The organism is Methylobacterium sp. OAE515 (genome assembly GCF_041806315.1).
Lineage (GTDB): Bacteria > Pseudomonadota > Alphaproteobacteria > Rhizobiales > Beijerinckiaceae > Methylobacterium > Methylobacterium tardum.
Map to the genome: position 1 here is coordinate 1,206,178 of NZ_JBGMUV010000001.1, position 25,950 is coordinate 1,232,127.

At 70.3% G+C, this 25,950-nt stretch carries 25 protein-coding genes; 13 read left to right on the forward strand and 12 right to left on the reverse strand.

Going from position 1 to position 25,950, the window contains the following annotated elements:
* Window positions 1–9: 9 nt before the first annotated feature.
* The 3 genes from ABIE45_RS05930 to ABIE45_RS05940 form a co-directional block, all read right to left on the reverse strand.
* Window positions 10–1,452 carry a lipopolysaccharide biosynthesis protein gene (locus ABIE45_RS05930; RefSeq protein WP_192711360.1) on the reverse strand — a complete coding sequence of 481 codons (1,443 nt, stop codon included), beginning with the start codon at window positions 1,450–1,452 and terminating at the stop codon, window positions 10–12.
* A gap of 127 nt (window positions 1,453–1,579) precedes the next feature.
* Window positions 1,580–3,679 (reverse strand): HAMP domain-containing methyl-accepting chemotaxis protein, encoded by a 2,100-nt coding sequence (locus ABIE45_RS05935; protein ID WP_192711359.1) that lies wholly within the window; start codon window positions 3,677–3,679, stop codon window positions 1,580–1,582.
* A 431-nt stretch (window positions 3,680–4,110) separates the two neighbouring features.
* On the reverse strand, window positions 4,111–4,617 hold the full coding sequence (locus tag ABIE45_RS05940) for an N-acetyltransferase (RefSeq protein ID WP_192711358.1): 507 nt from the start codon (window positions 4,615–4,617) through the stop codon (window positions 4,111–4,113).
* Between the two features lie 714 nt (window positions 4,618–5,331).
* Here ABIE45_RS05940 and ABIE45_RS05945 point away from each other — a divergent pair.
* From ABIE45_RS05945 to ABIE45_RS05965, 5 genes are all read left to right on the forward strand, one after another.
* Window positions 5,332–6,498 (forward strand): type III PLP-dependent enzyme, encoded by a 1,167-nt coding sequence (locus ABIE45_RS05945; RefSeq protein ID WP_192711357.1) that lies wholly within the window; start codon window positions 5,332–5,334, stop codon window positions 6,496–6,498.
* 227 nt (window positions 6,499–6,725) lie between these two features.
* Window positions 6,726–7,277 carry a GNAT family N-acetyltransferase gene (locus tag ABIE45_RS05950; protein WP_192711356.1) on the forward strand — a complete coding sequence of 184 codons (552 nt, stop codon included), beginning with the start codon at window positions 6,726–6,728 and terminating at the stop codon, window positions 7,275–7,277.
* 251 nt (window positions 7,278–7,528) lie between these two features.
* On the forward strand, window positions 7,529–8,542 hold the full coding sequence (dgcN, locus tag ABIE45_RS05955; protein WP_192711355.1) for an N-acetyltransferase DgcN: 1,014 nt from the start codon (window positions 7,529–7,531) through the stop codon (window positions 8,540–8,542).
* Between the two features lies 1 nt (window position 8,543).
* A complete protein-coding gene (dgcA, locus tag ABIE45_RS05960; protein WP_192711354.1) occupies window positions 8,544–9,527 on the forward strand; it encodes an N-acetyl-D-Glu racemase DgcA in 984 nt (327 codons plus the stop codon).
* A 406-nt stretch (window positions 9,528–9,933) separates the two neighbouring features.
* The gene (locus ABIE45_RS05965) at window positions 9,934–10,983 is read left to right on the forward strand and encodes a 2-dehydropantoate 2-reductase N-terminal domain-containing protein (protein ID WP_192711353.1); all 1,050 of its coding nucleotides are present in this window, start codon (window positions 9,934–9,936) and stop codon (window positions 10,981–10,983) included.
* A gap of 148 nt (window positions 10,984–11,131) precedes the next feature.
* Here the strand turns inward: ABIE45_RS05965 and ABIE45_RS05970 are convergent, their stop codons facing one another.
* Window positions 11,132–11,470: a DUF1491 family protein gene (locus tag ABIE45_RS05970; RefSeq protein WP_192711352.1), complete on the reverse strand. Its 339-nt coding sequence runs from the start codon at window positions 11,468–11,470 to the stop codon at window positions 11,132–11,134.
* Window positions 11,471–11,793: 323 nt separating this feature from the next.
* Between ABIE45_RS05970 and ABIE45_RS05975 the strand changes: the two genes are divergently transcribed.
* From ABIE45_RS05975 to ABIE45_RS05985, 3 genes are all read left to right on the forward strand, one after another.
* Window positions 11,794–12,084 carry a hypothetical protein gene (locus ABIE45_RS05975; RefSeq protein ID WP_192711351.1) on the forward strand — a complete coding sequence of 97 codons (291 nt, stop codon included), beginning with the start codon at window positions 11,794–11,796 and terminating at the stop codon, window positions 12,082–12,084.
* 353 nt (window positions 12,085–12,437) lie between these two features.
* A complete protein-coding gene (locus ABIE45_RS05980; RefSeq protein ID WP_192711350.1) occupies window positions 12,438–14,090 on the forward strand; it encodes a GAF domain-containing protein in 1,653 nt (550 codons plus the stop codon).
* Between the two features lie 114 nt (window positions 14,091–14,204).
* Window positions 14,205–14,774: a fasciclin domain-containing protein gene (locus ABIE45_RS05985; protein WP_192711349.1), complete on the forward strand. Its 570-nt coding sequence runs from the start codon at window positions 14,205–14,207 to the stop codon at window positions 14,772–14,774.
* 89 nt (window positions 14,775–14,863) lie between these two features.
* Here ABIE45_RS05985 and ABIE45_RS05990 read toward each other — a convergent pair whose 3' ends face one another.
* The 3 genes from ABIE45_RS05990 to ABIE45_RS06000 form a co-directional block, all read right to left on the reverse strand.
* The gene (locus tag ABIE45_RS05990; RefSeq protein ID WP_192711348.1) at window positions 14,864–15,559 is read right to left on the reverse strand and encodes an anti-sigma factor domain-containing protein; all 696 of its coding nucleotides are present in this window, start codon (window positions 15,557–15,559) and stop codon (window positions 14,864–14,866) included.
* Window positions 15,556–16,107, reverse strand: a complete 552-nt coding sequence (locus tag ABIE45_RS05995) for a sigma-70 family RNA polymerase sigma factor (RefSeq protein WP_192711347.1) — start codon at window positions 16,105–16,107, stop codon at window positions 15,556–15,558. Before ABIE45_RS05995 ends, ABIE45_RS05990 begins: the two co-directional genes overlap by 4 nt.
* A gap of 451 nt (window positions 16,108–16,558) precedes the next feature.
* Window positions 16,559–17,383 carry a porin family protein gene (locus tag ABIE45_RS06000; RefSeq protein ID WP_192711346.1) on the reverse strand — a complete coding sequence of 275 codons (825 nt, stop codon included), beginning with the start codon at window positions 17,381–17,383 and terminating at the stop codon, window positions 16,559–16,561.
* 859 nt (window positions 17,384–18,242) lie between these two features.
* Here ABIE45_RS06000 and ABIE45_RS06005 point away from each other — a divergent pair.
* Window positions 18,243–19,373: a DUF2336 domain-containing protein gene (locus ABIE45_RS06005; protein ID WP_192711345.1), complete on the forward strand. Its 1,131-nt coding sequence runs from the start codon at window positions 18,243–18,245 to the stop codon at window positions 19,371–19,373.
* Between the two features lie 10 nt (window positions 19,374–19,383).
* Here ABIE45_RS06005 and ABIE45_RS06010 read toward each other — a convergent pair whose 3' ends face one another.
* Complete coding sequence (locus tag ABIE45_RS06010; protein ID WP_192711344.1) at window positions 19,384–19,689, reverse strand: hypothetical protein; 306 nt, start codon at window positions 19,687–19,689, stop codon at window positions 19,384–19,386.
* A gap of 254 nt (window positions 19,690–19,943) precedes the next feature.
* Between ABIE45_RS06010 and ABIE45_RS06015 the strand changes: the two genes are divergently transcribed.
* Together ABIE45_RS06015 and ABIE45_RS06020 are read left to right on the forward strand one after the other, a co-directional pair.
* On the forward strand, window positions 19,944–21,833 hold the full coding sequence (locus ABIE45_RS06015; RefSeq protein WP_373622195.1) for an ATP-binding protein: 1,890 nt from the start codon (window positions 19,944–19,946) through the stop codon (window positions 21,831–21,833).
* Between the two features lie 27 nt (window positions 21,834–21,860).
* Window positions 21,861–22,574: a peptidoglycan-binding domain-containing protein gene (locus tag ABIE45_RS06020; protein ID WP_192711342.1), complete on the forward strand. Its 714-nt coding sequence runs from the start codon at window positions 21,861–21,863 to the stop codon at window positions 22,572–22,574.
* Between the two features lie 115 nt (window positions 22,575–22,689).
* On the opposite strand, the gene ABIE45_RS06025 is transcribed toward ABIE45_RS06020, so the two are convergent.
* The 3 genes from ABIE45_RS06025 to ABIE45_RS06035 all read right to left on the reverse strand — a co-directional run bounded on the left by ABIE45_RS06025 (window position 22,690) and on the right by ABIE45_RS06035 (window position 24,166).
* Window positions 22,690–23,046 (reverse strand): hypothetical protein, encoded by a 357-nt coding sequence (locus ABIE45_RS06025; protein ID WP_192711341.1) that lies wholly within the window; start codon window positions 23,044–23,046, stop codon window positions 22,690–22,692.
* Between the two features lie 70 nt (window positions 23,047–23,116).
* A complete protein-coding gene (locus ABIE45_RS06030) occupies window positions 23,117–23,578 on the reverse strand; it encodes a GNAT family N-acetyltransferase (protein WP_192711340.1) in 462 nt (153 codons plus the stop codon).
* 60 nt (window positions 23,579–23,638) lie between these two features.
* Complete coding sequence (locus tag ABIE45_RS06035; RefSeq protein WP_192711339.1) at window positions 23,639–24,166, reverse strand: hypothetical protein; 528 nt, start codon at window positions 24,164–24,166, stop codon at window positions 23,639–23,641.
* Window positions 24,167–24,342: 176 nt separating this feature from the next.
* Between ABIE45_RS06035 and ABIE45_RS06040 the strand changes: the two genes are divergently transcribed.
* Window positions 24,343–24,522 carry a hypothetical protein gene (locus ABIE45_RS06040; RefSeq protein WP_192711338.1) on the forward strand — a complete coding sequence of 60 codons (180 nt, stop codon included), beginning with the start codon at window positions 24,343–24,345 and terminating at the stop codon, window positions 24,520–24,522.
* A 74-nt stretch (window positions 24,523–24,596) separates the two neighbouring features.
* Here the strand turns inward: ABIE45_RS06040 and ABIE45_RS06045 are convergent, their stop codons facing one another.
* Window positions 24,597–25,100 (reverse strand): MucR family transcriptional regulator, encoded by a 504-nt coding sequence (locus ABIE45_RS06045; protein WP_192711337.1) that lies wholly within the window; start codon window positions 25,098–25,100, stop codon window positions 24,597–24,599.
* A gap of 435 nt (window positions 25,101–25,535) precedes the next feature.
* Between ABIE45_RS06045 and ABIE45_RS06050 the strand changes: the two genes are divergently transcribed.
* Window positions 25,536–25,949, forward strand: coding sequence for a PaaI family thioesterase (locus tag ABIE45_RS06050; protein WP_192711336.1), 414 nt, complete (start codon window positions 25,536–25,538; stop codon window positions 25,947–25,949).
* Window position 25,950: the final 1 nt, after the last annotated feature.

Genomic DNA, 25,950 nt, shown 5'->3' on the forward strand with positions numbered 1-25,950 from the left:
GGTCCGCACCTACTCCGCGGCGACCGTCCGCGCCGGGCTGAAGCGGGCAAGGACCTGCCGCCGCAGGCCCGCGATGTCGAAGATCCAGACTAGGGCGCCGTAGGCGGCGACCCCGGCCGGGACCAGGACCGCCAGTGCGGTGGCGGGCGGGAGATGGCGGAACGGGGCGAGGGCGAGCCCCATCGCCGCGCAGGCGAGCGTCGCGACCCCGATCTCCCCCCACGGCAGGACGATGCGCTCCGGACCCGTGAGCGCGCGCCAGCCGAGCCACAGCCCGGCGGCGGCGAGGCCCGCGGTTTGCGCCAGCGCAACCCCGATCCCGCCCATCCGATCGGGCAGGATCAGCAGGCCGGCGCCGTTGACCGCGAGCCCGACCAGCGCGGCGGCGATCACCGGGAGCGTCCGGCGGCGGATCTGGAAGACTGGGTTGAGGGCGTAGAACATCATCGACAGGCAGAACAGGCCGGGCAACAGCGCGACGCTGTAGGTCTCGAACGGCCCGCGATAGGCGTCCGGTACCACCAGCCCCTGGAGCGCCGGCAGCACCGCCCAGAACCCGACCGCGCAGGGCGCCAGCAGCGCGAAGACGGTGCCGGCATTCTCCGCCACCTGCGCCTCGGCGGCCGCGCGTCCGCGCTCCTCCTCGGCCTGGACGGCGAGCTGGAACAGCAGCAGGTCGAGGGCGGTGCCGAGCGTCGTCAGCGAGCGGGACGTCACGTCGGCCGCAAGGGCGAAATAGCCGGCCTCCGCGAAGCCGGCATGGCCCGCGATAGCGCCGCGGTTCACGAAGGCGAGGCACTGATAGGCGGTGTTGGCCGCGATGAGCGGCAGGCCGTAGCGGGCGAAGACCCGCCAGGTGTCGGACAGGCGCGGCCGCTCGAACGGGGTGCGCGGGTCCCGCAGGGGATGGCGCAGGACGAACACCGCCGCGAGCTGGCTCAGGCCCGCCGCCGCCAGAACCCAGGCCGGCTGGACGAGCCACCACGCGGCCGCCGCCATCATGGCGAACGACAGGACGTTTTTCACCGCGACGAGGCCGAGATAGAGCCGCCCGTCGAACCGCGCTCGGGCGAGCGCCGCGTGATAGTCGAACACGCCGATGCCGAGGGCCGCCATCCCGGTGCCGCACAGGACCGCCTCGCGCCCGTCCGCGCCGCCGGCGAAGCCGAAGGCGCCGCACAGGGCGGCGGCGGCGAGCAGCAGCAGGCCGAGGCGCAGATAGGCCCGGTCGAGCCCGTGGCGGATCCAGGGTTCGTCCAGCCGCACGCGCCCCGAGTAGAATCGCGTCGCCGAGAGGCGCAGCCACTCGAACAGGACCGTGTTCAGCACGATGGCGCCGGTGGTCGCCAGCGCGAACCGGCCGAAATCGGCCGGCCCCAGAAGTTTGGCGATCAGCAGCCCGAGGACGAAGTTCAGCCCCGCATTGATGATGAAGGCGGCGATCACGGCCATGGACGGCGTCTCATGAGCGGCGGTGTTTCTCTCGGGCAATCCGCAGGATGTAGCGCGGGACCCGTAAAACTCCCCTAACCGGGCGGGATCGGGGCGGACCAAGCCGCGATGCGGCTGCCGCGGGCCTTCAGGCGGCGCGGACGGTGTCCAGGAAGCGCGCGACTTCGGCCGCGAGATGCTCGGATTGCCGCGACAGCGCGGAGGCCGCTTCGAGCACCTCGCCTGCCGCCCGGCCGGTTGTCTCGGCGGCCCCGGCAACGCCGAGGATGGTACTGGTCACCGCGCCGGTGCCGATCGCCGCCTGCCCGACATTCCGCACGATCTCCTGCGTGGCCGCACCCTGCTCCTCCACCGCCGCCGCGATCGAGTTCGCCACACCGCTGATCTCCTGGATCCGCCCGGTGATCGCGTCGATCGCCGCGACGGCCTCGCCGGTCGCCCCCTGAATGCCCGCGATCTGGCCGGCGATCTCCTTGGTGGCTCTGGCGGTCTGCGCGGCCAGGGCCTTCACCTCCGAGGCCACCACCGCGAAGCCGCGACCCGCGTCGCCGGCGCGCGCGGCCTCGATCGTGGCGTTGAGCGCCAGCAGGTTCGTCTGCCCGGCAATCGCGGCGATCAGCCCGACGACGTCGCCGATCCGCCCCACCGCGCCGCTCAGCGCCCGGACCAACGCGCCCGTCTGGTCGGCTTCAGAGACCGCGCCCGCGGCGAGCTTGGTCGAGCCCGCGACCTGCCGGCCAATCTCCTGCACGGAGGCGCCGAGTTCCTCGGCGGCCGCCGCGACGGTGTTGACGTTGGCGGCGGCCTCCTCGGCGGCAGCGGCCACGGTGCTGGACTGGCTGGCGGTCTCGGTCGCGGTGGCCGTCATGGTCTGGGCGGTGGCCTGCAGTTCGGTCGCCGAAGACGACACCATGCCGATGATGCCGCCGACCGTGCGCTCGAAGCGCTGAGCCACCGCCTGCAGGTCGGATCTGCGCCGGGCCTCCGCCGCAACCCGCGCCTCGGCCGCCTCGGCTTCGATCCGGCGGCCGTGGATCAGGTTGTCCTTGAACACCTGGACGGCCCGCGCCATCGCGCCGATCTCGTTCCGGTAGGCGCGCGCCGGGACCGTGGCGGACGCGTCTCCGTCCGCCAGCGCCTGCATCGCCGCCGTCAGCGCCCGGAGCGGGTGCAGCACGCCGGCAAACAGGGTCCACAGGCCCAGGGCGACCAGGAGGACCACCGCCAGCAACGTCACCACGCTGCGCGCGACGACGCTCCGGGCCGCGTCGGCGAGGGTCTCGGCGCGCGCCACCATCGCGTCGAGGGCCGCGTCGCAGAGGTTGACGATGAAGCGCTGGTTCTCGGTGTTGCGCTGGCGCAGCTCGTCGAACGTGTAGCCGGCGGCGGTGTGCGTGCTCAGCGCGTCGAAGACCGCCTGCGCGATGACCTTGGCGTCCCCCTCGAAATTACCGGCCTTCGCCTTCTCGAACGCGGTCCGGACCGCCTCCGTGACGTCAGTCGCGGCCTCGGTCGCGCGCCGCCACGCGTTCAGCAGTTCGGCCCGCTCTTCCGCGGCCGCGACCGTCTCGGGCAGGGACCACGACGTCCCGGCGACCAGGGACGCCTGCACCCGCACCGCGACGTTGCCGCTGGCGACGCGGGTGTCCCAGGCCGCCTGCTTGAGGGCGAGATAGCGCTGCAGGACGGGATCGGACCGGGGAATGGCCGCGTCGACCGCCCTGAGCGTCGCCGTCAGGGCCTCCAGCAGGTCCCGGAACGCGGTCAGCGCGGCGTCCCGCAAAGCCGGGTCACGCCGGGCTTTCGGCAAACTCAGGGCCGCGTCGATGCGGGGCCGGAGGGCCGCCATCACGTCCTGGGCGGCGTTCAGGCGATCGAGCGTCGCGCCGACCGCCGGCTCGGCCAGATCGTTCAGGCTGCGCTGAGCCCGACGGTAGTTCTCGATCATCGCCTGCCGGCTGGCCGCGATGGTCGACAGGGTCTTCGCATCCGCGGGCGCTTCACCCCCGAGGGCGAGTGTCGATCCGCGCTCGAGCCGCAGCGGCAGGATTGCCTTGAGGAGCCCCTGGCTCGCCTGGGTCAACGTCACGGCCCTGTCCGCAGCCTTCGCCTGCGACCGCGCGTCGACGAGAGTCTGAACGGCGTCGCCCAGTGCCATGCAGGCCATGATCACGATGACCAAGCACAACAACGTCCGAATCGAGAAGCGTCCCAGCCAGAGGGTCATGGGTCAGAATCCCAGATTGCGTGACGTTCTGTCTTACGGTGTAAGATTTGTGCAAGCAATAAAGGGAAAGTCGTTTTCTTGAGCTGGCAAGTCCGTGTATATTGCACGTTAAAATGCGCGAGTAAATAATAAAATATCAAAATTTTCCTTCGAGATAATCGATTTGCATTATAAATTGCGCCGCAGAACTAGGCATCCATCCGGCAGAGCGGGGCATCCGGCTCATTTCCACGCGACGGTACGATACGGAGCCGATCTCCGGCGTCCGGGTGCTTCCGTTCGTGCAGGCGCAGAGGAGCCCTCCCATCCAAAGCGGCGCGGACCGAGCCGGCGTTCCTCGGCCACTGGGCGCGTCGCGGCCCGCGTGATGGCGGAGTGGGCTGCATGGGCTGAAAGTGCCGGTCGGGCCCGTGACCGCGCCCGCGAGGTCCCTAGAGTTCGCGCTCGTAGCGCCAGGCCTCCATGCCGTCCTCGTAATAGTCGGGTCGCACCGCGAAGCGGACATAGCCCCGGCGCTCGTAGAGGCGGATGCCGGCGCCGTTATCGGCGCGCACCTCCAGCCGGAGCCTGTCGCAGCTTCGGGCGCGGGCGTGAGCCTCCGCGGCGTCGAGCAGCCTGCCGCCGAGACCAAGGCCGCCACGGTTCGGCGCCACCGCGATCGAGGCCAGCCGAGCGATCCGGCTGCTGCGCCGCCGCTCCAGCACCGCGGCGCCGACGAGGACCGGGGTCGGATCCGCGTCCGGCGCGTCGATCAGCGCTGCCAGCACGTCCATCGTGGGTGACTGGATCGCGTGGCGGATCGCCCGGCGCTCGGCCCGGTCGGTGGCGAAGGCGGCGTGCTCCAGGGCGACCAGGGCGTCGAGATCGGCAAGCGTGGCGGTGCGGATCGTCGGCTCGGGGAGCCCGGCGCCGATCGGGTTGCGCAGGGGGGCGCTCACGCCTTCGCCGTCGCGGTGGATCTGATCGGCCCGGCCATCGCTCGCTTGAATCCTCTATCCCGCCGGTCAGATGCCCGCTTCCGCCCCGCTTGGGAAGCCCGCACGGCCCGCCGCGCCCCGTCGCGATGCGGCGTTTTTGCAACGGACCGTGCCGGGTGTGGATTCCGGACGAAAAAGCGGGCGTTCCGGGGCGGCTTGCTCTTGTCGCGCCGGGCCCGCCTCCGTATATGCGCCATGCCCAATTTCGCACGTGCCTGTGGCCGCGTGTCGGTTGGTGGGCATCCGGTCAACTGCCGGACAGCCGCCAGGGGTCTTAAAGGATCGATGGTCGCAAGGGTGGATCCCTACGGCCGGCATCCAGGTGGCAACACCGGACCCCGACAACAACCGGCAGCCGGAGGCGAAACCGGCGAACCCCGCTCTCCACGGGGGACGCAGCTTAAAGCAACGACGAACGGGCTTTTTTGGTCTCGTCGGCCCTCCAAAGGCCGGCACCGAAGAGGCTTGTTTCTCTTTGCCCGGCGTGCGGTGGGGGTCATCCCTTCCAATCCACGGCAGCTTCCGGGTGCTCTGCGCCCGCACGGACACACGCGTCTCCAAAGCGCGTGGGCCGGCGCGACGCATCGCCCCCTGACGCCGGCGGCCCGTTCGGGCCGTCATCTTCGACAGCGCGCCCCGCGAAGGGCGCACGCGAACCCGTGCCGGGAGACGACCATGACCGACCGCATCCGTGACTTCCTGCGCGTGCGCCGCGACCTCGGTCAAGACGAGGGCCCCGTGATGGTCCTCGATCTCGACGTCGTGCGCGACAACTACACCGCTTTCGCGCGCTCCCTGCCGGACACCCGGGTGTTCTACGCTGTGAAGGCGAACCCAGCCCCCGAGGTGCTGCGCCTGCTCGCCGAGATGGGCTCCTGCTTCGACACCGCCTCGGTGGCCGAGATGGAGATGGTGCTGGCCGCCGGCGCCACCGCCGACCGGATCTCCTTCGGCAATACAATCAAGAAGGAGCGCTGCATCGGCCGCGCCCTGAAGCTCGGCATCCGCCTGTTCGCGGTTGATTGCCAGGCCGAAATCGAGAAGATCGCCCGGGCCGCCGAGGCCATGGCCGTGCCGGCCGGCGAGATCCGGGTGTTCTGCCGCATCCTGTGCGACGGCGCGGGCGCCGACTGGCCGCTGTCCCGCAAGTTCGGCTGCGTGCCCGAGATGGCCGCGGACGTGCTGGAGCACGCCCATCGCCAGGGGCTCGAGGCCTACGGCATCTCGTTCCATGTCGGCTCGCAGCAGGGCAACACCGAGGCCTGGGACGGGGCGCTCGGCTCCGCGGCCGGGATCTTCCGCGAGTGCGCGGAGCGCGGCATCGGCCTGTCGATGGTCAATCTCGGCGGCGGCTTCCCGACCAAGTACCTCAAGGCGGTGCCGGGCGTGGAGAGCTACGGCGAGGCGATCTTCCGGGGCCTGACCAAGCATTTCGGCAACCAGATCCCCGAGACGATCATCGAGCCGGGCCGCGGCATGGTCGGCAATGCCGGCCTGATCGAGGCGGAGGTCGTGCTCGTGTCGAAGAAGTCCGCCGAGGCCGACGAGGTCCGATGGGTCTACCTCGACATCGGCAAGTTCGGCGGTCTCGCCGAGACCATGGACGAGGCGATCCGCTACCCGATCCGCACGGCGCGGGACGGGGACGCGACCGAGCCCTGCGTCATCGCCGGCCCGACCTGCGACTCGGTGGACGTGCTCTACGAGCGGCAGCTCTACCCGCTGCCGGTCTCGCTCTCGATCGGCGACAAGGTGCTGATCGAGGGCGCGGGCGCCTACACCACGACCTACGCGGCGGTGGCCTTCAACGGCTTCCCGCCCCTTCAGCAGATCGTGATCTGATCGCGCGTGCCGCCCGGGACATTCCGGGCGGCCTTCTTCCGAAACCGTTCCCGGCGGGTGACACGCGGCAGGAGGCGGACGCACGGATCCCGTTCGTCTGGAACCACCCTGCGGTCACGCGGCGTTAAGGGCCGCTGTCGTTTCTCCGGAAGCGTCGGCCAGCCCTGATCGCTCGCCGAGACGATCCATCGCTTCTCCCGCATGCCGGCCCCGGGGAGGGCATTGTCATGATCGAGATCCGCGCGGAGCACCTTCACGACGTCCCGGCGCGCGAGCGCCTGCTCGACGCGTGCTTCCCCGGCAACCGACGCGGCAGGACTTCGGAGCGCCTGCGCGAGGGACGCCTGCCGGCGCGCGGCCTCGCCTTCGCGGCGACCCGCGCCGGGCGGCTGGTCGGCACCCTGCGGCTGTGGCACGTCGAGGCCGGCCTCGCCCGCCCGGCGCTGCTGCTCGGCCCGCTGGCGGTCGATCCGGCGATCCAGGGCCAGGGGCTCGGCTCGGTGATGATGCAGGCCGCCCTCGGCCGGGCCGAATCGCTCGGCCACGCCGCCGTGCTGCTGGTCGGCGACGCGCCCTATTACGCCCGCTTCGGCTTCGATCGGGTGCTCGCGGAGGGTCTGACCCTGCCGGGGCCGTTCGAGCGGGAGCGCTTCCTCGGTCTGGAGCTGCGCGCGGGTGCCCTGGCGGGCGCCGAGGGACTGGTCCGGGCGACCGGTGTGCTCGCACCGGTCGAGGCTGTGGCGAACGAGGCCCAGGTCGCGCGACGACGCGCGGCCTGAGCGAGGGGGTCACGGGTCGCCGGGTTGAGGCGGCTCGTCTTTGCCAGCGCAGCGAAGCAACCCAGGGCAGCGCGCGATCCCTTACCGTAGCGAATCCCTGAGTCGCTTCGCTGCGCGCGATAACGGAGTGCAAGCCTGGCATGTCGGGGCTGCGGCCGCGTCCACCGTCCTGGCCGCTCTCGTGCATTGCGCCGGGCGCCCGCGATCCCGCATAGACGGTCCGCCGGCCTCCGGAGAAGGTTGCTCGACCGATGCAGATCGCCACGCCCTACCTGATGTTCCTGGGCGACGTGCCCGACACGCTGGCGGCCAAGACCGCCTACGGGATCAAGGATTGGCGCCCCGAATGGTGCGTCGGCCAGATGCGCCTGCCGGGCTGCGCCGCCGATCTCGGCATCCCCGACATGACCCTGCCCGAGGCCCTGGCGAAGGGCTGTCGCACCCTGGTGATCGGCGTCGTCAATGCCGGCGGCGTGCTGCCGGACCATTGGGTCAAGGAGATCGTCGCGGCGATCGAGGCGGGTCTCGACGTGGCGAGCGGCCTGCACGTCAAGCTCGGCGCGGTGCCGGCCATCGCGGAGGCCGCGGCCCGGCGCGGCCGCCAGCTCCACGATGTCCGCCACACCGACGAGCGCTTCCCCACCGGCAAGGGCATCAAGCGGGCGGGGCGGCGCCTGCTCACCGTCGGCACCGATTGCTCGGTCGGCAAGAAGTACACCGTGCTGGCCCTGGAGCGCGGCATGCGCGAGCGCGGCCTCGACGCGGATTTCTGCGCCACCGGCCAGACCGGCGTGTTCATCTCCGGCAAGGGCGTCGCCATCGACGCCGTCGTCGCCGACTTCATTTCCGGGGCCGTCGAGACGATCTCGCCGGAGGCCGCCCCGAACCACTGGGATCTGATCGAGGGCCAGGGCTCGCTCTACCACCCGTCCTTCGCCGGTGTGAGCCTCGGCCTGCTGCACGGCGCCCAGGCCGACGCCTTCGTGGTCTGCCACGAGCCGACCCGCACCAATATGCGCGGCGTCAAGCATCCGCTGCCGACGATCCAGCAGGTCATCGATCTCACCGTGAAGCTCGGCAGCCTGACCAACCCGGCGATCAAGCCGGTGGGCATCGCGGTGAACACCCAGGCGCTCGCCGAGGGCGAGGCCCGGGCGCTCCTGGACAAGCTCGCGTCCGAGCACGGCCTGCCCGCCACTGACCCGGTGCGATTCGGTGTCGACGGGCTGGTTGACCGGATCGTCGCCGACTTCCCGGAGGCCTGACATGGCCCGTCGCCTGACTCTCGCCGTCGAACGCTTTCCCATCGCGGGCGCCTTCACGATCTCCCGCGGCAGCCGCACGGAGATCGCCGTGGTGGTGGCGACGATTACGGACGGCGACACGGTCGGGCGCGGCGAATGCGTGCCCTATCCGCGCTACGGCGAGAGCGTCGAGAGCGTCAGCGCCCTGATCGCGGGGCAGGCGGGGGCGATCGCGGCCGGGATCGGCCGAGAGGAGCTGATGGCGCGGATGAAGGCCGGCGCCGCCCGCAACGCCCTCGACTGCGCGCTGTTCGACCTCGAGGCCAAGCGCCAGGGTCGTCCCGCCTGGTCCATCGCCGGGCTCCCCGAGCCCCGGCCCGCGATCACCGCCTACACGCTGAGCCTCGGCACGCCAGAAGGCATGGCGGAAGCCGCCCGCAAGGCCGCCCACCGGCCGCTTCTGAAGGTCAAGCTTGGCGGGGACGGGGATCCGGAGCGCATCGCCGCCGTGCGGGCCGGCGCCCCGGAGGCCCGGCTGATCGTCGACGCCAACGAGGCGTGGCGGCCCGAGAACGTGGAGGCCAACCTCGAGGCCTGCCTGAAGGCGGGCGTCGCGCTGATCGAGCAGCCGCTGCCGGCCGACGCCGATGCCCTGCTCGCCGAGATCGCCCATCCGGTGCCGGTCTGCGCCGACGAGAGCCTGCACGACCGCGCCGGCCTCGACGCGCTCACCGGGCGCTACGACGCGATCAACATCAAGCTCGACAAGACCGGCGGCCTGACCGAGGCGGTGCTGCTCGCCTGGGAGGCGAAGGCGCGGGGGCTCTCGATCATGGTCGGCTGCATGCTGGGCACGTCGCTCGGCATGGCGCCGGCGGCGTTGCTGGCGAATGACGCGGATTTCGTCGATCTCGACGGGCCGCTGCTGCTGGCCCGCGACCGCGACCCGCCGCTGCGCTACGACGGCAGCCTGATGCACCCGCCCACGCCGGAGCTGTGGGGATAGCGTGTACGGGCGGGGGCGCGTATCGCCACCCGCAGCGCGGATCTCGTCGTCCCACGTGCGGCATCATCATTCCGGGGCGCCGAAGGCGAGCCCGGAATCCAGAGCCACCCACGGTGCTAGATCCTGGCACGCCAGCGCGGCTGGATTGCGGGTTCCGCTGCGCGGCTCTGAAATGACGGGGCGCGATGACCTCACCCTGTGGAGCGGCCGGCCGAAGAGGATAGGGATCGCCCAACCTGTCACCGGCGGGGCATCACAACGGGTTTGGGATTAGGTATACCAGAAGGCTTGCGTTCCGCCCGCCCGGCTGCCATCCATCGGCGGTGCGATGGGGGCGTGGCGCGGACGCGTTGCTCCCAGCAGCCAGACAACACAACAGCAGTCTTCAATGCTGGGGAGGAACGACGTGGCCAGAAATATCCTGATCCTGGGAGCCTCCTACGGCTCGCTCCTGGGGACCAAGCTCCTGATGGCCGGTCACAACGTGACCCTCGTGTGCCGCCGGAAGACCGCCGACCTGATCAACCGCGAGGGGACCGAGGTCCGCATCAAGCTCCGCGACGAGAAGGAGCACCGCGCGATCCACTCGCGCGACCTGCCCGGCAAGGTCGACGCCATGCCGCCGGAAGAGGTCGACGTGTCGCGATACGATCTCGTCGGCCTTGCCATGCAGGAGCCACAGTACAACAACCACACGATCCGCGTCCTGATGATCAAGATCGCGGCGGCGAAGCTGCCGTGCCTGTCGATCATGAACATGCCGCCGCTGCCCTACCTCAAGCGGATCCCGGGGCTCGCCGCCATGGATCTTGAGGACGCCTACACCAATGCCGGCGTCTGGGACCGATTCGAGCCGGGGCTGGTGTCGCTGTGCTCGCCCGATCCGCAGGCCTTCCGGCCGCCCGAGGAGGAGGCGAACGTCCTCCATGTCGGGCTGCCGACGAACTTCAAGGCCGCGACCTTCGCCGATGAGGCGCATAACCGCCTGCTCCGGGAATTGGAGGCCGGTATCGACGCCGTGCGCCTCGACGGGCAGGACGTCCCGGTGAAGCTCAAGGTGTTCGACTCGCTGTTCGTTCCGCTGGCCAAGTGGTCGATGCTGCTGACCGGCAATTACCGCTGCATCACGCCCGGCGAGCCGCAATCGATCCACGACGCCGTCCACGGCGATCTGGCGCGCTCGCGGGCGATCTACGAGCATGTCGACGGGATCGCCCGGAAGCTCGGCGCCGATCCGGCCGATCAGGTGCCGTTCGAGAAGTACGCCAAGGCCGCCGAGAGCCTGCTGAAGCCGTCCTCGGCCGCGCGGGCCGTGGCGAACGGCGCCCCCTACATCGAGCGCGTCGACCTGCTGGTGAAGCTGATCGCGCACCAACTCGGCGAGCCGAATGCCGAGATCGACCGCACGGTCGAGACCGTCGATCGCAAGCTCGACGAGCGCATCATCGAGGGCTGACGGAGGCGTCGGGCGCGACGCCGCACGGCGTCGCGCCACTTACGCCGTCCTCACAAGCGTCTCGAAGTGACCCGGAGCCGCGCGCCATCGATCGGTGTGGCGGTTCTGGATGGCGTCGCGCCGCTCGCCAGGACGGATCTGCGATCCGTCATTCCGCCAGATCCAGGAAATGCCGCCCCTGGCGGTCGTCGATCTCGATGATCCAGAGATCGGAATCGAACCGGATCTCCTTGGTCAGGCGCTCCTCAACGTCGAGCGGGCTGCCGCCGACGACCATTGCGGCGAAGCGCCGGTCGCCGCTCTCCTCGGCCTCGAACAGCGCCTGCGGCGCCGGTCCGTAGAGGTCGGCGCTGCCGTCGAGGCGATCGACCTTCACGAAAATCGCGCCGGCCTCTGCGGCTCCGCGCCGGCGGAGCACGGCCGGGATGCCCGCGACGTCGAGCCGCCGGAGATGGGCCGAGACCCAGAAATCGGAACGCAGGCGCATGCGTCTGGGACCTCGTGAAAATCGGCTCGCCGCAGGATGGGCAGCCCGATGCGGCGGTCGGATCCTGAACCCTGCGGATCCAGGGGAGTGCTGCCTTCGCCATGCGTGAAAGCGCCGGCTCGATCAACCTCGGCCGCGCGACGCGGCCCGGCCGGGCTGCAACGGTTCGGCGACTGGAATATTCCGGCGCATAATTTCGTATTTTTCGGGATTAAAAAAGAATTTGTCGATGTGTGAATGCGCACATCTATAGTATTGTTTGATGATTATCTGAGCAAAGGGCACCTGAATTCGCATTTTGCGATGAAAGAAGGAGCACTCCGATGTGGAGAACGATTTCGCTCGCGACGCTGATGCTCGCTGGCCTGTGCGGTATTGCGCCCTCGGCTCACGCCCGTTCGGAGACGCTCATGGATTTGCTCGGTAACCGCGACTCTGCGTCCTGCCCGCGCTACCAGCGGACGCCGCAGGATGCCTGCAACATCGTCGTGCATCGGCCGGGCGGGAATCCCACGCAGGACATGACCGGCTCGATTGGCCACGCGAAGTCCTGGCAGGCCAATGGTGGCCCGCGTTGTAAGACGATCTGCCGATTTACCGGCACGCAATACTAGAGACGCACGCTCACGCGCCGAACCGGTGTCCACTTTGGCGAAGAGCACCGTAACGGCCCACATCTGATGCTGGGACTTCCGCCCGCGATGTCCGCAGAGGATGGCCCTCACCTTGGCCCCGGGGATCGGAAGCGGGGGTTCCGCTTCCGATTCCGAAACCCGGAGCCCTTCTCGGCCGAGACGGTCCGTGCGCATCTCGGTGAGATCCTGCCCGATGGGCGGAGCCCAGAGCCGCTGCGCACCGGAACCCGCGGCTTCGTGCTCCCCACGCCGGTCGGCCATCCGGCGGCGATTCCATGACACGGCCTCCGGAAGTCGCTAGGACTGACCAAGCTGAGCCCCGTCCCCGGTCCATGATCCACCCCTCCGAAAGCTCCGTCAGGCCGGACACATCCGAGCCTGAACGCCTCGCCGAGCTGGACGCGTTCGACGTGCTCGACACGGCGCCCGAGGAGGCTTTCGACGATGCGGTGCACATTGCCCGGTTGATCTGTCAGACCCCGGTGGCCCTCGTCAGCCTGGTCGCGGCCAAGCGCCAGTGGTTCAAGGCGCGGGTCGGCTTTCCGGCCTGCGAGACTGATCTCGACCGGTCCGTTTGCGTCTACGCGCTGAGCGAACCGGATCTGCTGATCATCCCCGACCTCACCGCAGATCCGCGCACCCGCAACAACCCGCTGGTGACGGGTGAGCCCCATATCCGCTTCTATGCCGGAGCACCGCTGCGCACACCCAGCGGCCGTGTACTCGGCAGCCTATGCGTCATCGATCACCAGCCCCGGCCGGACGGGCTGACGGAGGCGCAGAAGGACGCGCTGCGGCGACTGGCGCGGCAGGTGATGATCCTGCTGCGCGAGCGCCGCCAGCTCGCCAAGATGCGGGCCTCGGAGGTGCTGGCCCGTGCCGCCACGACCCGGCGTCTCGCGTTGATCGAGTTGGGCGATCAGCTCCGCGACCTCCCTACGATCGACGCGATGACCGCCAAGGCGGCCGAGATCGTCGGCCGGACCCTGAACGCCAGCCGCGCCGGCTATGGTGAGCTGGATGCCACCGGTCAGGTGATAACCATTCCGGACGATTGGGCCTTGCCCGGCGAGGTCAGGCTGATCGGCCGTCATCGCTTCGCCGATTACGGCACGGTCGGACCCGGGATCGAGCGCGGCGACACCCTCGTGGTCACGAATGTCGAGACCGACATCCGCACCGCGGGTCACGCCAAGCCGTTCACGGCCATCAACGTTTACGCCATGCTCAACGTGCCGGTGCGCGAGCGGGGACGCACGGTCGGCGTGTTCTTCGTGCATAGTCCCACGGTGCGGGAATGGCGGCCGGAGGAAGTCGCGTTCGCCCGCAACGTGGCCGACCGGGTGCAGGTCGGCATCGCCCGCCTGCGGGCTGAGGAGCAGCAGGCGACCCTCAACCACGAGATCAGCCACCGCATGAAGAACACGCTGGCGATGGTGCAGGCCATCGCCACGCAGACCATGCGCAACGCTGTGGATCTCGATGCGGCCCGCAGCGCTCTCGCGGCCCGGCTGATCGCCTTGGGCAAGGCTCACGACCTGCTGCTGAGCGGCACGCGCGAAAGCGCCAGCATCGGCGCCATCCTGCGGGGGACGCTGGCGATCCACGACGACGCACAGGCCAATCGCCTGCGGCTGGACGGACCTCCGGTGCAGGTCGGCGCCCGGGCCGCGCTGTCGCTGGCGCTGATCGTCCACGAACTGGCGATCAATGCGGCCAAGTACGGGGCGCTGTCGGTTGCCGGAGGCCGCGTCCGCGTCGGGTGGACGATCGACACGACAGGACCGGAGCCGATCGTGCGCCTGTGCTGGAGCGAGCACGACGGTCCGCCCGTGACGCCGCCCACCAGCCGGGGGTTCGGCAGCCGCCTGATCGAGCGCGGCCTCGCCGGGGCGTTCGGCGGCGAGGCGAACCTCAGCTACAAACCCGAGGGCGTGGTGTGCGCGCTGACCGCCCCGCTGGCCGCGATCGAGGCGGACGAATAGGCGGCCGGGGCTGCCGTCCCATCCGTTTGCCTCAACGCGGCGAAACTTTTTTTCCGACGGCTCCGTAAAGGCGCGCGCTGCCCCGCTCAGAGGGGTCGGACGGAAGGAAACACGATGCTTGCCAGGAACACGAGCCGCCGCACCGCCAAGGCGCTCGCTCTGACCCTCGCGCTCGGCCTCGGGGCGAGCGGCGCAGCCTATGCCAAGAACCCGATGGTCGGCGGCGCGCCCATGTACGCCCAGAAGACCATCGTCGAGAACGCGGTCAATTCGAAGGATCACACCACCCTGGTTGCCGCCGTGAAAGCTGCCGGCTTGGTCGACACGCTGAACGGTCCGGGGCCGTTCACGGTGTTCGCACCGACCAACGCCGCCTTCGCCAAGCTGCCGCCGGGGACCGTCGAGAGCCTCGTGCAGCCGCAGAACAAGGCGACGCTGACGAAGATCCTGACCTACCACGTCGTCCCGGGCGTCTACACGGCTCAGGACCTGATGGCGCTCGCCAAGAAGGGCGGCGGACAGGGGACGCTCACCACTGTCGCCGGCGAGCCGCTTGCCGTCGAAGTGCAGGGCAAGAAAGTCTACGTGACCGACGTGAAGGGCAACACCGCCACCGTGACAATCCCGAACGTGATGCAGTCGAACGGCGTCATCCACGTCGTCAACGCCGTGCTGACGCCCTGATTGGCCCAAGCGGATCGGCGCCCGCAGCCCCGGCGAGGCTGCGGGTGCCGATCTCGCCCAGGACGAGCCGGCGGCGCGCCGACATCGTGTCAGTCCGCGAGAAGCTTGCCGGTATAGATCACAGGGCCGGTGGGCTGACCGGTCGGCGAACCGCCGGGCGGCTCCACCGAGACGGCGAGCATCCCATCCGGCGCGGTCCCCGTCGGCAGTCTCACTTGGCTCTGTCCGGCACCGACGAGGCCGAGCGGCCTCGGCCCCTGCGCGCCGACGTACCAGAGCTCCAGGCTGCGATCCGCGGGTGCCTCGGCGTTGACGGGTCTCACCTGCGCGATGCCGGTGCCGAGGTCCACACGCACGATCAGCGCCGGCACCGTGCCGCCACCCTGCACCACGGCGAGGTAGCGGCCGCCGGACGGCGTCAGCGACGGCCCCACCACTACGAACAGGGCAAGCCCGGCCGCCAGCAACCCGGCTCCGCCGGCGGCGATCCGCCACCACCGGAGCTGAGCGCGAAGAGCCGCGATCTGACCGGCGACTGCGTGGCCCGATCGCGGCAACGCCCGCAACAACGCGGCGCGCACGCGCGGCGGCGGCGTCTCGGCGGGGACCACCTCGGCCAGAGGGCCGAGGCGCTGTTCCCAGGCCCGAATTCGCGCCTGTGCGGCCGGATCGCCGGCGGCTGCGCGCTCCACGGCTTCGCGTTCCCGGGCGTCGAGCGTTCCCAGCACGTACTCCGCCGCGCGCAGGTCGGGATCGTCGGGGTCTGGTCCGCCCGGTCCGGTCACGACACGGCCTCCAGGCAGGTCTTCAAAGCGGCCAGCGCGCGATGCAGCCAGGTCTTGATGGTGTTGACGGGACAGTCGAACCGGCGGGCCAGTTCCTCACGCGAGCGACCCTCGCAATACGCCAGCACCACGCAATCCCTGTGGCGCGGGTCAAGCCGGCCGAGGCAAGCTGCGAGGGCATCGCGATTCTGGAACGCGACCGCCTCGTCGTGCGGGTCGATCAGCCGTGCCACCCAATCCTCGCCGCTCTCCAGTTCCGGCCCCTGAACCTCGACTTTCCGGCGCACGCTGTCGATGGAGCGGTTGCGTGCGATCGCGATCAGCCAGGGCATTGGCGGACCGGCGTCCGGCCTGTAGCTGCCCGCCGCCTGCCAGATCCGCATGTAGACGTCCTGGAGCACGTCCTCGGCCAAGGCCCGGTCGCGCTGGATACGCAGGATCAGCCCGTAGAGTTTCGGGCTCGTCAGATCGTAGAGTTCGGCAAGCTGGTCCGCCTCACCTCGGCCGATCCCAGCAAGCAGCCGGCGCAGCGTGGCGTCGTCGGCCAAGATGGCTCCCCGCAAAACCTCGAGGCGTCCTGTGTTGGGCGCCCTCCCCAACGCTGCTTTAGCCCACTTTTCGTGACTGGAAAGATACCGTGGCAAGGACAGGAGATCCCGGCGCAGCGTCCGATCCCGGGCACGGTCCGCGGCGTCAGGGATGAAGATGTGAGGTCCCGGCTTGGCGGCCCGGTCTTCGTTGCGCCCATTCAACCGGCGCCAGCCGCCGGATGGATGTGTTCTCGATCGGTATGAGACAGCCAAACGCAAAAAGCACCCTAGTCGCTCGCGCGTCCAGGGTGCCATCGACCTCGCCGACACTGTGATGCCGCTTGAGCTGCGAAGGTCAAATCAAGTTGCCACGATCCTCGCGGCTGAACCGTGACGAGGAGGATCAGGTCCTCGCCCGTAGGCCGCGGGCACCTTGGCAGGGGGGGGGCGGGTTCTGCTGCGCGTCTTGCTAGTACGACCCGAACTTGAAGTTCAGGCCGGCGCGCGCGATGCCGCCTTCGGTGCGGAACCGGGAGATGTAGCCGACACCCGGGCCGCCGACGGAGCCGACGAGCAGATTGTGGCTTCCGAGATCGTAGCGCAGGTACTCGGCCTTGAGGGTCACCGCGCTGGAGCGGAAGAAGTTCAGGACGGAGTCGGTCGGCAGCGCGTACTCGATGCCGCCGCCGTACGCGTATCCGGTGTCCAGCCGCGACCGGCTGCCGAAGTAGGTCAGCGGCGCGCCGGTCTGGAATCCGACGCGCTGGGTCACGTCGCCGTAGGCGAAGCCGCCGGTGCCGTACACGAAGACGCGGTCGAAGGCGTAGCCGACGCGCCCGCGCACGGTCCCGAGGAAGCTGAGATCCGTCCGATAGGTGTTGGTCAGGACGTTGGGATTGAATGCCGGGCGGAAGATCGACTGCACGCCGGTGCGCTGGAGATCCATGTACTGGGCGTCGGCCTCGACGCCGAGGACGATGCCGGACCCGGGCGTGAATTGATAATTGTAACCGACCTGGCCACCGGCGGTGAAGCCGTCCTGCGGCAGGCGGACCGCCGGGCTGCGCAGCAGGTTGTTCACGTTGTTCTGCAGGGTGCCGATGCCGACCGTCCGGATCGTGTCCGACTCGGTGTAGGCGTAGCCGGCGTTGACGCCGAAATAGGCGCCGGCCCACGTGAACACCGGCACGGGCGTGAAAACCGGCGGCGGGGCTGCGCGACGCGGCAGGTCGGCGGCTGAGGCGGTGGCCGTCATGGCGGCGAACGTGGCCAACACGGCCAGAGACGTCTTCATCTGCAAGTGGCTCCCCGAATTCTGATCGGCCGCAAGCTACCCACAAATGTCCGGGCACGATGTCTCTGCAAAGTCACAGCGGAATCTAAAACCTGGTGTTTGCAATCGAGTAGGGCGGAAAAATCCGGGAAAGTCGCACTTAGACCTGCGACAACATGTCTACATACTGATAAAGTGAGAGCAACGCATCAGGCTGTGCTTTAATCCCGGCGCGCCCGGGATTTTTGCAGACCGCTAGACCCGCTCTCCTGATCGCCGGGGCGGATCCGATCGGCCTGTCGGGCACCGGCCATCCGGATCTCGACGAGGGCACGCCGCCTATCAGCCCGACAGGCCGCGCAACCGTCAGCACGGTGGAGTCGCGGTCGGCCCGGACGGTGGGGGGCTCGTCGGCGCCGATCCATCTCCATGACGGCTCGCGCTGTTCCCGATCACGGTGGGTTGACGACGGCCGATACGGGTCGTGGCGTGGGGATGGGTCATCCCACCCGCACCTCAGGATGAGGGGAGGGATGGGCGATGGGGCGGTCGTCGCGGCGCGCGACAAGGTTCGCGACGGTACCGGTCGACGCGCCGTGCTAGCCGTGATCGGGCCCGGACGCTGCCAACCGGACCGTGACGGGGTTCGCGTCCGGGACCGGCGGGGCCGTCTCGCCCGGCCAGGATAGCGGTCTGCCGAGGCAGGCCGTGCCGGAACCGAGGACCGGAGCCTCCAAGCTCTGATCGCTCCCGCCCCCGCCGCCGAGGCTGCACCGCTTTGATGCAGGACGGCACGGGTCCGCGCGGGGCGGTTTAAAGGTCGATTCACGTCGATGCGGTTAGCGTGGCCTTACTGCAGTCCTGCGTAAACCGATCCTCCATGCCCCCATCCGTCGATGCTCCGCCGGACCTGTCCGGGCTCCTCGAACTGTCCCGCATCGAGAATCTCGATCTCAAGCCGGTGATCCTCCGGGTACAGACCGACCTGTTCGTCCGGGCACCGGGCCGGGACCGGACGGAGGTCGAGATCTTCGAGTCCCTGGCCTGCGGCCTGATCCCCACAGTGGATGAGGAGACGGCTCGCGTGGTCGCGCGCAAGCTCGCCCCTTGCCCCGAGACGCCCTCGGCGGTGCTGGAGGCCCTGGCGCTCCGGGGCGGCGGCGCCCGTGACGCGGTGGTGGAGCTGGCTCCGACCTTGAGCCATCGCCTGATCGAGGCAGCCCTCGCGGACGGGTCGGACCTCGCCGCCCGCATCGCGGCTCGGGCCGGCCTGAACCGCGAGGTCGTGGACGAGCTCTCCCGAGAGGGCCGCCCGGAGATCGACCGGGCCCTGGCCGCCAATCTCGGCATCACCCTGCGCGGGGCGACGCTCGCCCGGCTCGTGGGCCGCGGCCGCGGCAATTCCGACCTGGCCAAGCTGCTCCTGGTGCGCCCCGACGTCTCGGCTGCCGACCTCGTGCCCCTCTATCTGCATGCCGACCCGATCCGCCGCGACGTGATCGGCCGGACCGTCGAGGCGACCGCGGCCCTGCGTCCCTGCCCGCCGCCGCCCCGCGGCCTGGGCGAGGACCTGACCCGACTCTCGGGCGCGCAGGACGTGCCCGCCTTCATGGCTGCCCTGGCAGACGGGCTCGGCCTGCCCCGCGACTTCCTCACCGTGGTCGCCGATCCGGGGGCTCGCTACGATCTCCTGACCCTCGGCCTGCGCGCCGCCGGCCTGCACGAGGAAGAGGCGGTCTACATCTTCCTCACCCTGAACCAGGGGGTGGCGCGCTCGGCGGAACGGGTGGCCGCCCTCGTCCGGCTGTTCCGGACCGTCAGCCGACCGGCGTCCCGGGACCTCGTCGCGGCGATCCTCGACCGGCCGTTCACCGAGCGCGGGCGGAGCGAGGCACACCAGCCGCTGCACGGTCCCGAAGCCAAGCTGCGCCAGGGTGCCGAGCGCGCCGCCGCGCAACGCACGCCGCTGCCGATCCGCGCGCGCTCGGCGAGCGGCGGCGAGACCGGCTGACGGGCTGTCCTCAGCGGGGCTCGATCCCCCGCCAGGCCGGCTGCCGGTCGGCCGCCTCCAGGGTGTCGGTCGAAGCCGGCGGCTCCGCGGCGCGGCGGCTCAGCTCGGCCATCAGGCCCCGGGCCAGCACCGCGCGGACTGCGCGCTCGCGGGTCTCGGACGGCACCGCGTCGAGCGCTGCCGGGAGCACGGCCTGGGCGCTCGGCAAGGCGCCCGCGGCCTTGCGGGCCTCGGCGGCCGGATCGGCGCCGTTGCGCAGCAGCGCCAGGTACGAGAGCACGCCGATCACCAGCGCGGCGCGCAGCAGGACGGTCATGGGTCGACTCCTCCGCTCGGTGTCGAGCGCGAGAATTCGACAGATTTCGTGAACCGGCCCTCAACCGGTCCGGGCTTTCCCGCGCGATGGTGAACAAATCTTGCCGCAGAGCGGCTGGTTACCTTGCGGAAAGCATCCTGTTCATTCGGATATCTCCCGCAACACTCGTTTAAGCCGGCTCTGCGACCGTCCGGAAGTCGTTCGAAGTCGAACCGGAGGCGCGACGGATGCGCAAAACGTATCCAACGCGACGCGTGCCAGCCTTGCCCATTCAGAAAGTCCTGACTTCCTTGATCGACGACCGCCTCGCGGGTCTCGTCCACGAATCCGTGGCCGACAACGCGGCCGCCCAATCCCGCCACCAGCGTTTCCTGGTGTCGCGCCTCGCCACCGGCGCCGTGATGATGGCCGGGCTGCCGCCCTACCTGCTCTGGCGCGGCGTGCCCTCGGGCATCGAGGTGCTGGCGATCGCGAGCCTGCTGCTGCCGGTTCTCGCCGCCGTGCTGCTCGCCCGCACGGGGTCCCTGTGGCTGGCGCACGCGGTCTCCTCGGCGGGCCTGACCGGCATCGTGGTCGCCCTGGCGAGCGTCACCGGCGGCGTCGCTTCGCCGGCTTCGGTCTGGCTCGTGGCGATCCCTCTGGAGGCGCTGGTCTCCGGCTCCCTGCGCGCGACCGCCGCGGCGGCCGTGATGGCGATCCTCGGCGTTCTGGCCGTGGTTGGCCTCGGCGCCTGGACCGACACCCTGCCGGTCATGGACATCTCGGCGAGCCTCGCCCTGCCGGCCTTCGCCATCACGGCGATCGGCCACGTCGCCGCCCAGGCCCTGGAGCACATGCGCAACGAGGGCGCGTGGCGGGACCGCCTGCGCGACAACGAGGCGCGCGACCGGCTGCTGCTCTCGGCGATCGACGATCTCGTGACCTGGCACGACCGCAACGGCCGCGTGCTGGAGGCCTCGGTCTCGGCGACGCGGCTCCTCGGCAGCGAGCCGGCGCGGCTGCGCGGCCACGGATTGCTGGAGCGGGTTCACGTGGCCGACCGGCCGGCCTTCCTCAAGGCCGTCAGCGATGTCGCCGCCACCGGGCGCCCCGCGACCTTGCCGCTGCGGCTGCATGTCGAGGCGCAGGCCGACCGGCCCGACGGCGCGCGCCTGATCCATGCCGAGATGCGCGCCCATCGGATCGAGAACGGGTCCCACGACACCGCCATGGCGGTGGTGGCGGTAACCCGCGACATGACCGAGCATCATCGCCACGCCGAGGAGCTGGAGCGTGCCCGCGCCGAGGCCGAGCGGGCGGACGCGATCAAGGGGCGCTTCCTCGCCAACGTCACCCATGAGCTGCGCACGCCGCTCAACGCGATCATCGGCTTCTCCGAGGTCCTGGCGGGCGAAGGCGCCGTCAGCCTCAGCCCGGACCAGGCGCGGGAATATGCCGGGATCATCGGCGCGTCGGGCCATCATCTGCTCGGCGTCGTCAACACGCTCCTCGACATGAGCCGGATTCAGAGCGGCAACTTCGATTACGCGCCCGAGAGCTTCGACATCGCGGCGCTGCTCCAGGGCTGCTGCGACCTGATGCGCCTCAAGGCCGAAGCGGCCGGCGTCACGCTCGCGGTCTCGGCAGGGGGGCCGGTGGAGATCACCGCCGATCCCGGCGCATGCCGACAGGTTCTGATCAATCTCCTGTCGAACGCTGTGAAGTTCACCCCGCGGGGCGGCCGGGTCGAGCTGTCCCTGCGCCGCCGCGCGGACAGCCTGGAGATCGTCGTGGCCGATACCGGCGCTGGGATCGGCGCGGCCGACCTGCCCAAGCTCGGCACCCCGTTCTTCCAGGCGGGTGGCGGCGACTACAAGCGCCAGCACGAGGGGACCGGACTCGGCCTCTCGGTGGTTCAGGGCCTAGTCGGCCTGCACGGCGGCGCGCTGCTCATCGAGAGCGCTCCGCAGGCCGGCACCGCCGTGACCGTGACGCTGCCCCTCCTGTGCCGACCGCTGGCCGCACCCGGGCCCGCCCCGGTCCGCACGTCCGTCCGGGGCGCTGCGCCGTCCCGCCGCGTGGTGCGCCTGCCCCTCGGCCTGTTCGACGCGGAGCCCGGTCCCGCCGCGGCGCCCGCCGGCCCGGCCCTGCGCCGCACCGCTTGAGCCCACGGTCCCCCGGAAGGAGATAGGATGTCAGGCTACCGCGAGATCGCCATCCCGGGTGAAGTCGGCCGCGCCCGCCGCCCCGCCCCGCGCCGGGCCGCCGGCCAGGGCGACTGGCGCGCCGTCCTCATGGGGGCGCTGAAGGCGGCGGGTACGACCTGCCGGACCAGCCCCGGCACCGTGCTGGGCAGCCTTGTGGCCGTGGGCGCGGCGGCCTTCGTCTGCGTCAATGCCCTCGGCTATCAGGCCGGGCGCCATCCCGCGCCGATCCTGCCCAAGCTGGCTCAGAAGGCGCCGCCGCGTGACGCGGCCCCGGCCGCGAAGGAGCCCGTCCGGGACGTCGCGCGGGATCCGGCCCGCCCCGAGCCCGACCGGGCGGCCACGGCGGTTCCGGCCAAGCCGGCGAGCCGGGACGCGATCGGCGAGCTGATCCATGCGGACGAGACCACGGCCTCGGTGACCCCGAAGGGATCGCCGCCGCGCGCCGCCGCCAAGCCGGCGTCCAAGGAAGCCCCGAAGGAGGCGTCGAAAACGGCCAAGTCCGAGAAGGAGACGGATCCGGTCCTGCGGGCCCAGAAGGCGCTGTCGAAGCTCGGCTATCCGATCAAGGCCGACGGCGCGATGGGCCCGGGCACGCGGGCCGCGATCGAGAAGTTCGAGCGCAGCGCCAAGCTGCCGGTCACCGGCGAGGTTTCGGGCCGGACCCTGCGCGAGCTGGTCACCCGGGCCGGCGCCGTATAGCCCGCCGGGGCCTCGGTGCAGGCCCACAGGATCAGGCCGCGAAGGCGACGATCGCCACGCTTGTTCCAGCGATCAGGATAGCCGCGCGTTGCGCTGCGGTGCTGCGATCGCGGCCTCAATGCGTCAGCCAGAGCCCGACGCCGAGCGCCACCGCGGCCAGCACGATGAAGCCGGCATAGGCCGGAAGGACCCAGGGCTGCCGCTGGTGCACGTAGCCTTTGGCGGCCTTCTCGGAGGGCGCCCGCTCGTTCTGCCGTGCGAGCCGGACCTCCTGCGAGGTCGGGGGTGTGCCGCCGGCCTCCTCGCAGGTCCCGAGCGGGGCGGCGCCGACATCCATATGCGGGGTCTTGTCGGCCGTGCGGCCGCTGTCGATGTCACCCTTGAGCTGGGCAGTGGTCGGCGCGTCCGAATCCGGCGGCGGATCGACGGGCAGGTTCGCGGGTGGCGGTGGGGTCTCGGATCGCAGCGTCATCGGCAGGGCTCCAGCGTGTCTCCGTCAACGCCCGGAACCGTCGTCGGCTGCGGTCAGGATGTCGCGGGCCTCAAGCGTCGCCGGATCCGCGCTTCAGCAACGGACGCGCGAGGGTTCGACCTTCCTCGGTGAAGCCGGCGGCGGCGCAGAAGGCGCGCAGGTCGTCCTGGGTCGGGCCGACGGTGAGCAGCAGCCGGTCGCAGCCGGCCTGCCGTGCCGCGCGCCCGGCCGCCTTCAGTAGGATCCGGCCGATGCCATTGCGCCGGGACTCGGTGGCGACCACGAGGGTGGTGATGAGGCCGGATGGCCGCGGCGCGTCGAGCGTGCGGACCGGCGCGAGCGCCACGAGACCGCTCGGCGGCCCCCATTCGACGGCGACGAGGGCGGTGCCGCCGTTGCGTTGCAGATCGTCGAGCCGGGTCGCGAGATCGGCTGCCCCGACCGCGACGCCCGTCTCGCCCAGCAGGGCTGCGAGGCCCGCGGCGTCGGGGCCCGTCGCCGCGCGGATCTCCAGCCCGTAGCGATTGCCCAAATCCCGCTCCCGATCGACAAGCTCCGGCCATTCAACGCGGGACTGGGTGATCGGTCGCCCTCAGACCCGGCGCCAGCCCGGCTGCGACGGGTCGACCAGCCTGTAATTGACCGGTGCCATGCCGCAGATGGCGATGACCGCAGGCTCGGTGCCGTCGCGGACGACGCCGTCGTAATGCGGCGTTCCCGCAACCCGGCGGACGAAGCTGCCCGCCTTCACGGGCACGCAGGCGGCCGGATCGAAATCCGCCCCGCTGTTGCACCACCACGTGCCGGCCAGGACCATGCAGAACCGATCCGTGGTGTAGGTGTGCGGCGCGCTCATGTAGCCCGGCCACCACCGGATCAGGGTATAGTAGAGGCCGCTGCCGTTGATGTCGCCCGTGAGAGTGCAGCGGTCGACGCTGCGCTCGGGATAGCCTTTCGACGGCACCCACGGGAGGTCGTCGGGCGCGCGGATGATGGTCTGATCCGGATTGAGCGGGCTGGCCTCGGCGCCGGCGGCCAGGAGCAAGGGTAATGTTCCGAAGAGCGAGGCCGCGAGCAGGTCGCGCCGGCTCGTCTCCGCCCGGGTTTGCGTGTCCGTCATCGTGCGTTCCATCCCTGTTGCCGACGGCGTTCCCGGCGGCATTCCATCAGGCAATGGGGATGTTTCGCGTTTTTCTCTCCGGGCGCGTGAAACCGCGCCGCTCCTGATCACGGCCCGGAACGCGCCGGGCGCGCGGGGCATTGCTCTGCAGCCGCGGGGTCGGCGGGGAGCGCAGCATGGCGGGGCGGGTACCGGATCGGTCTCCGGACGGACAGGGCGACGCGCAGGCGTCGGAGACGGCACACCCGGATCGCCGGTCCGAGGACCGGAGCGCGCGCGACGGGGTCGAGCGCGAGAAGGCCGAGACGGAGATCGCCGCATGGGACGTGGCCGACGACCTCGCGGATTTCGCCTGACGGGAACGGCACGCGGGCCGCGTGCCGTTCGAGATCCGTAGAGCCGGCTCGCGATGGAGAGCCGGCGCTTGGCGTCAGGCCGTTTCCTTGGCCTTGCGCGGACGGCTCGCGCGCTTCGGCTTCTCGGCAACCGGCTCGACGGGCTCCTCTGCCGGCGCCGCGGATTTGCGGCGCTGCTGGCCAAGGCCGAGGCTGCGCGCGAGTTCCGAGCGCTGGGCGGAATAGCTGGCGGCCGTCGACGGGTAGTCCCGCGGCAGCCCGAAGCGCTCGCGATACTGCTCGATCGTCAGACCGTTGCGCGACAGATGGCGCTTGAGCGTCTTGTACGGCTTTCCGTCGATGAAGGAGATCAGCGCATCCGGGGTCACCGACTTGCGGATCTGGGCCGGCGTCGGCTTGTCGGCCGTCTCGGTGACAGTCGCCGTGGGGGCGGACAGCTTCGTCAAAGCCGCGTGGACACCGGCGAGAAGACCAGGCAGCTCGCTGATCGGAACGGAGTTGTTCGAGACATAGGCCGATACGATGTCCGATGCCTGCTCGATAAAGGTCTGCTGCTGTTCAGTGGCGTTGTCGTCCATCGATGATTCCCTCTATCTGACGGTGGTCCTACGGTTCTATCGTCTTTGCAACAAAATCAAGTCGTCGTCGAGCATTTCCCTGCACAAGGCTCAGGTCGTGAACACGCATATTATTCAAGCCGACGGTGGAGCTGAAATCGTAGCCTGAAAAATCCAGGCCCCAGCTGGCACACTTGCACGCGCTGGCGCCTCTCGACGCCTCCCCCCTCTGCCCGGCATCGAACCCCGGCAGGTGCCTTCGTCTGCAAAGAGCGTTTCCTGTCTGACAAGAAGCGCGAGGTCTCCCGAGATGTCCTGCGGAACGCGTCTCTCTGCATGCGCGGTCGCCGCCAAGTCTGGCGGAGACGGCTCGGACAATGTCGCGGGCGAAGCGTGGGCAAGTGTGCGGGCCTGGGTCATAACGGGTCTACCAGGGAGAGATCCGGAGCCATCGGCGTGAACCAGCAATCGGAGCCCGACACCGTCTTCGGCGCCCACATCCCCTTCGTGCGGTTCTGCGGGATCGAGGCGCTCGATGTGCGGGACGGCCGGACGCGGCTGCGTCTGGCGCTCCGGGCGGAGCATGCCAACAATCTCGGCATCGCCCATGGCGGCGTGATCTGCACCCTGCTCGACGTCGCCCTCGGCACCGCAGCCCGTCTGCGGGCCGGCCGGCCCGTGGTCACCCTCGATATGCAGACCCGCTTCCTCGCTCCGGGCCGCGACGTCCTGCTCGCGGAAGGCCGCGTCACCCGGGCGGGCCGCTCCGTGATCTTCTGCGAGGCCGAGATCCGCGATGCGGCCGGCGAGCTGGTGGCCAGCGCGACCGGTCTGCTGAAGCCAGTCGGCGAGCCGCCGACGGCGCGTTAGC

Excerpts from the sequence above, each read along its gene's own strand:
- ABIE45_RS06005 (WP_192711345.1), top strand. The coding sequence starts at position 18,243 with ATGCCCCCATCCGTCGATGCTCCGCCGGACCTGTCCGGGCTCCTCGAA.
- ABIE45_RS05950 (WP_192711356.1), top strand. The coding sequence starts at position 6,726 with ATGATCGAGATCCGCGCGGAGCACCTTCACGACGTCCCGGCGCGCGAG.
- ABIE45_RS06025 (WP_192711341.1), bottom strand. The coding sequence starts at position 23,046 with ATGACGCTGCGATCCGAGACCCCACCGCCACCCGCGAACCTGCCCGTC.
- ABIE45_RS05980 (WP_192711350.1), top strand. The coding sequence starts at position 12,438 with ATGATCCACCCCTCCGAAAGCTCCGTCAGGCCGGACACATCCGAGCCT.
- ABIE45_RS06010 (WP_192711344.1), bottom strand. The coding sequence starts at position 19,689 with ATGACCGTCCTGCTGCGCGCCGCGCTGGTGATCGGCGTGCTCTCGTAC.
- ABIE45_RS05930 (WP_192711360.1), bottom strand. The coding sequence starts at position 1,452 with ATGGCCGTGATCGCCGCCTTCATCATCAATGCGGGGCTGAACTTCGTC.
- ABIE45_RS05935 (WP_192711359.1), bottom strand. The coding sequence starts at position 3,679 with ATGACCCTCTGGCTGGGACGCTTCTCGATTCGGACGTTGTTGTGCTTG.
- dgcN (WP_192711355.1), top strand. The coding sequence starts at position 7,529 with ATGCAGATCGCCACGCCCTACCTGATGTTCCTGGGCGACGTGCCCGAC.
- ABIE45_RS05975 (WP_192711351.1), top strand. The coding sequence starts at position 11,794 with ATGTGGAGAACGATTTCGCTCGCGACGCTGATGCTCGCTGGCCTGTGC.
- ABIE45_RS05970 (WP_192711352.1), bottom strand. The coding sequence starts at position 11,470 with ATGCGCCTGCGTTCCGATTTCTGGGTCTCGGCCCATCTCCGGCGGCTC.
- ABIE45_RS06000 (WP_192711346.1), bottom strand. The coding sequence starts at position 17,383 with ATGAAGACGTCTCTGGCCGTGTTGGCCACGTTCGCCGCCATGACGGCC.
- ABIE45_RS05945 (WP_192711357.1), top strand. The coding sequence starts at position 5,332 with ATGACCGACCGCATCCGTGACTTCCTGCGCGTGCGCCGCGACCTCGGT.
- ABIE45_RS06020 (WP_192711342.1), top strand. The coding sequence starts at position 21,861 with ATGTCAGGCTACCGCGAGATCGCCATCCCGGGTGAAGTCGGCCGCGCC.
- ABIE45_RS05985 (WP_192711349.1), top strand. The coding sequence starts at position 14,205 with ATGCTTGCCAGGAACACGAGCCGCCGCACCGCCAAGGCGCTCGCTCTG.
- ABIE45_RS06045 (WP_192711337.1), bottom strand. The coding sequence starts at position 25,100 with ATGGACGACAACGCCACTGAACAGCAGCAGACCTTTATCGAGCAGGCA.
- ABIE45_RS06035 (WP_192711339.1), bottom strand. The coding sequence starts at position 24,166 with ATGACGGACACGCAAACCCGGGCGGAGACGAGCCGGCGCGACCTGCTC.
- ABIE45_RS06040 (WP_192711338.1), top strand. The coding sequence starts at position 24,343 with ATGGCGGGGCGGGTACCGGATCGGTCTCCGGACGGACAGGGCGACGCG.
- dgcA (WP_192711354.1), top strand. The coding sequence starts at position 8,544 with ATGGCCCGTCGCCTGACTCTCGCCGTCGAACGCTTTCCCATCGCGGGC.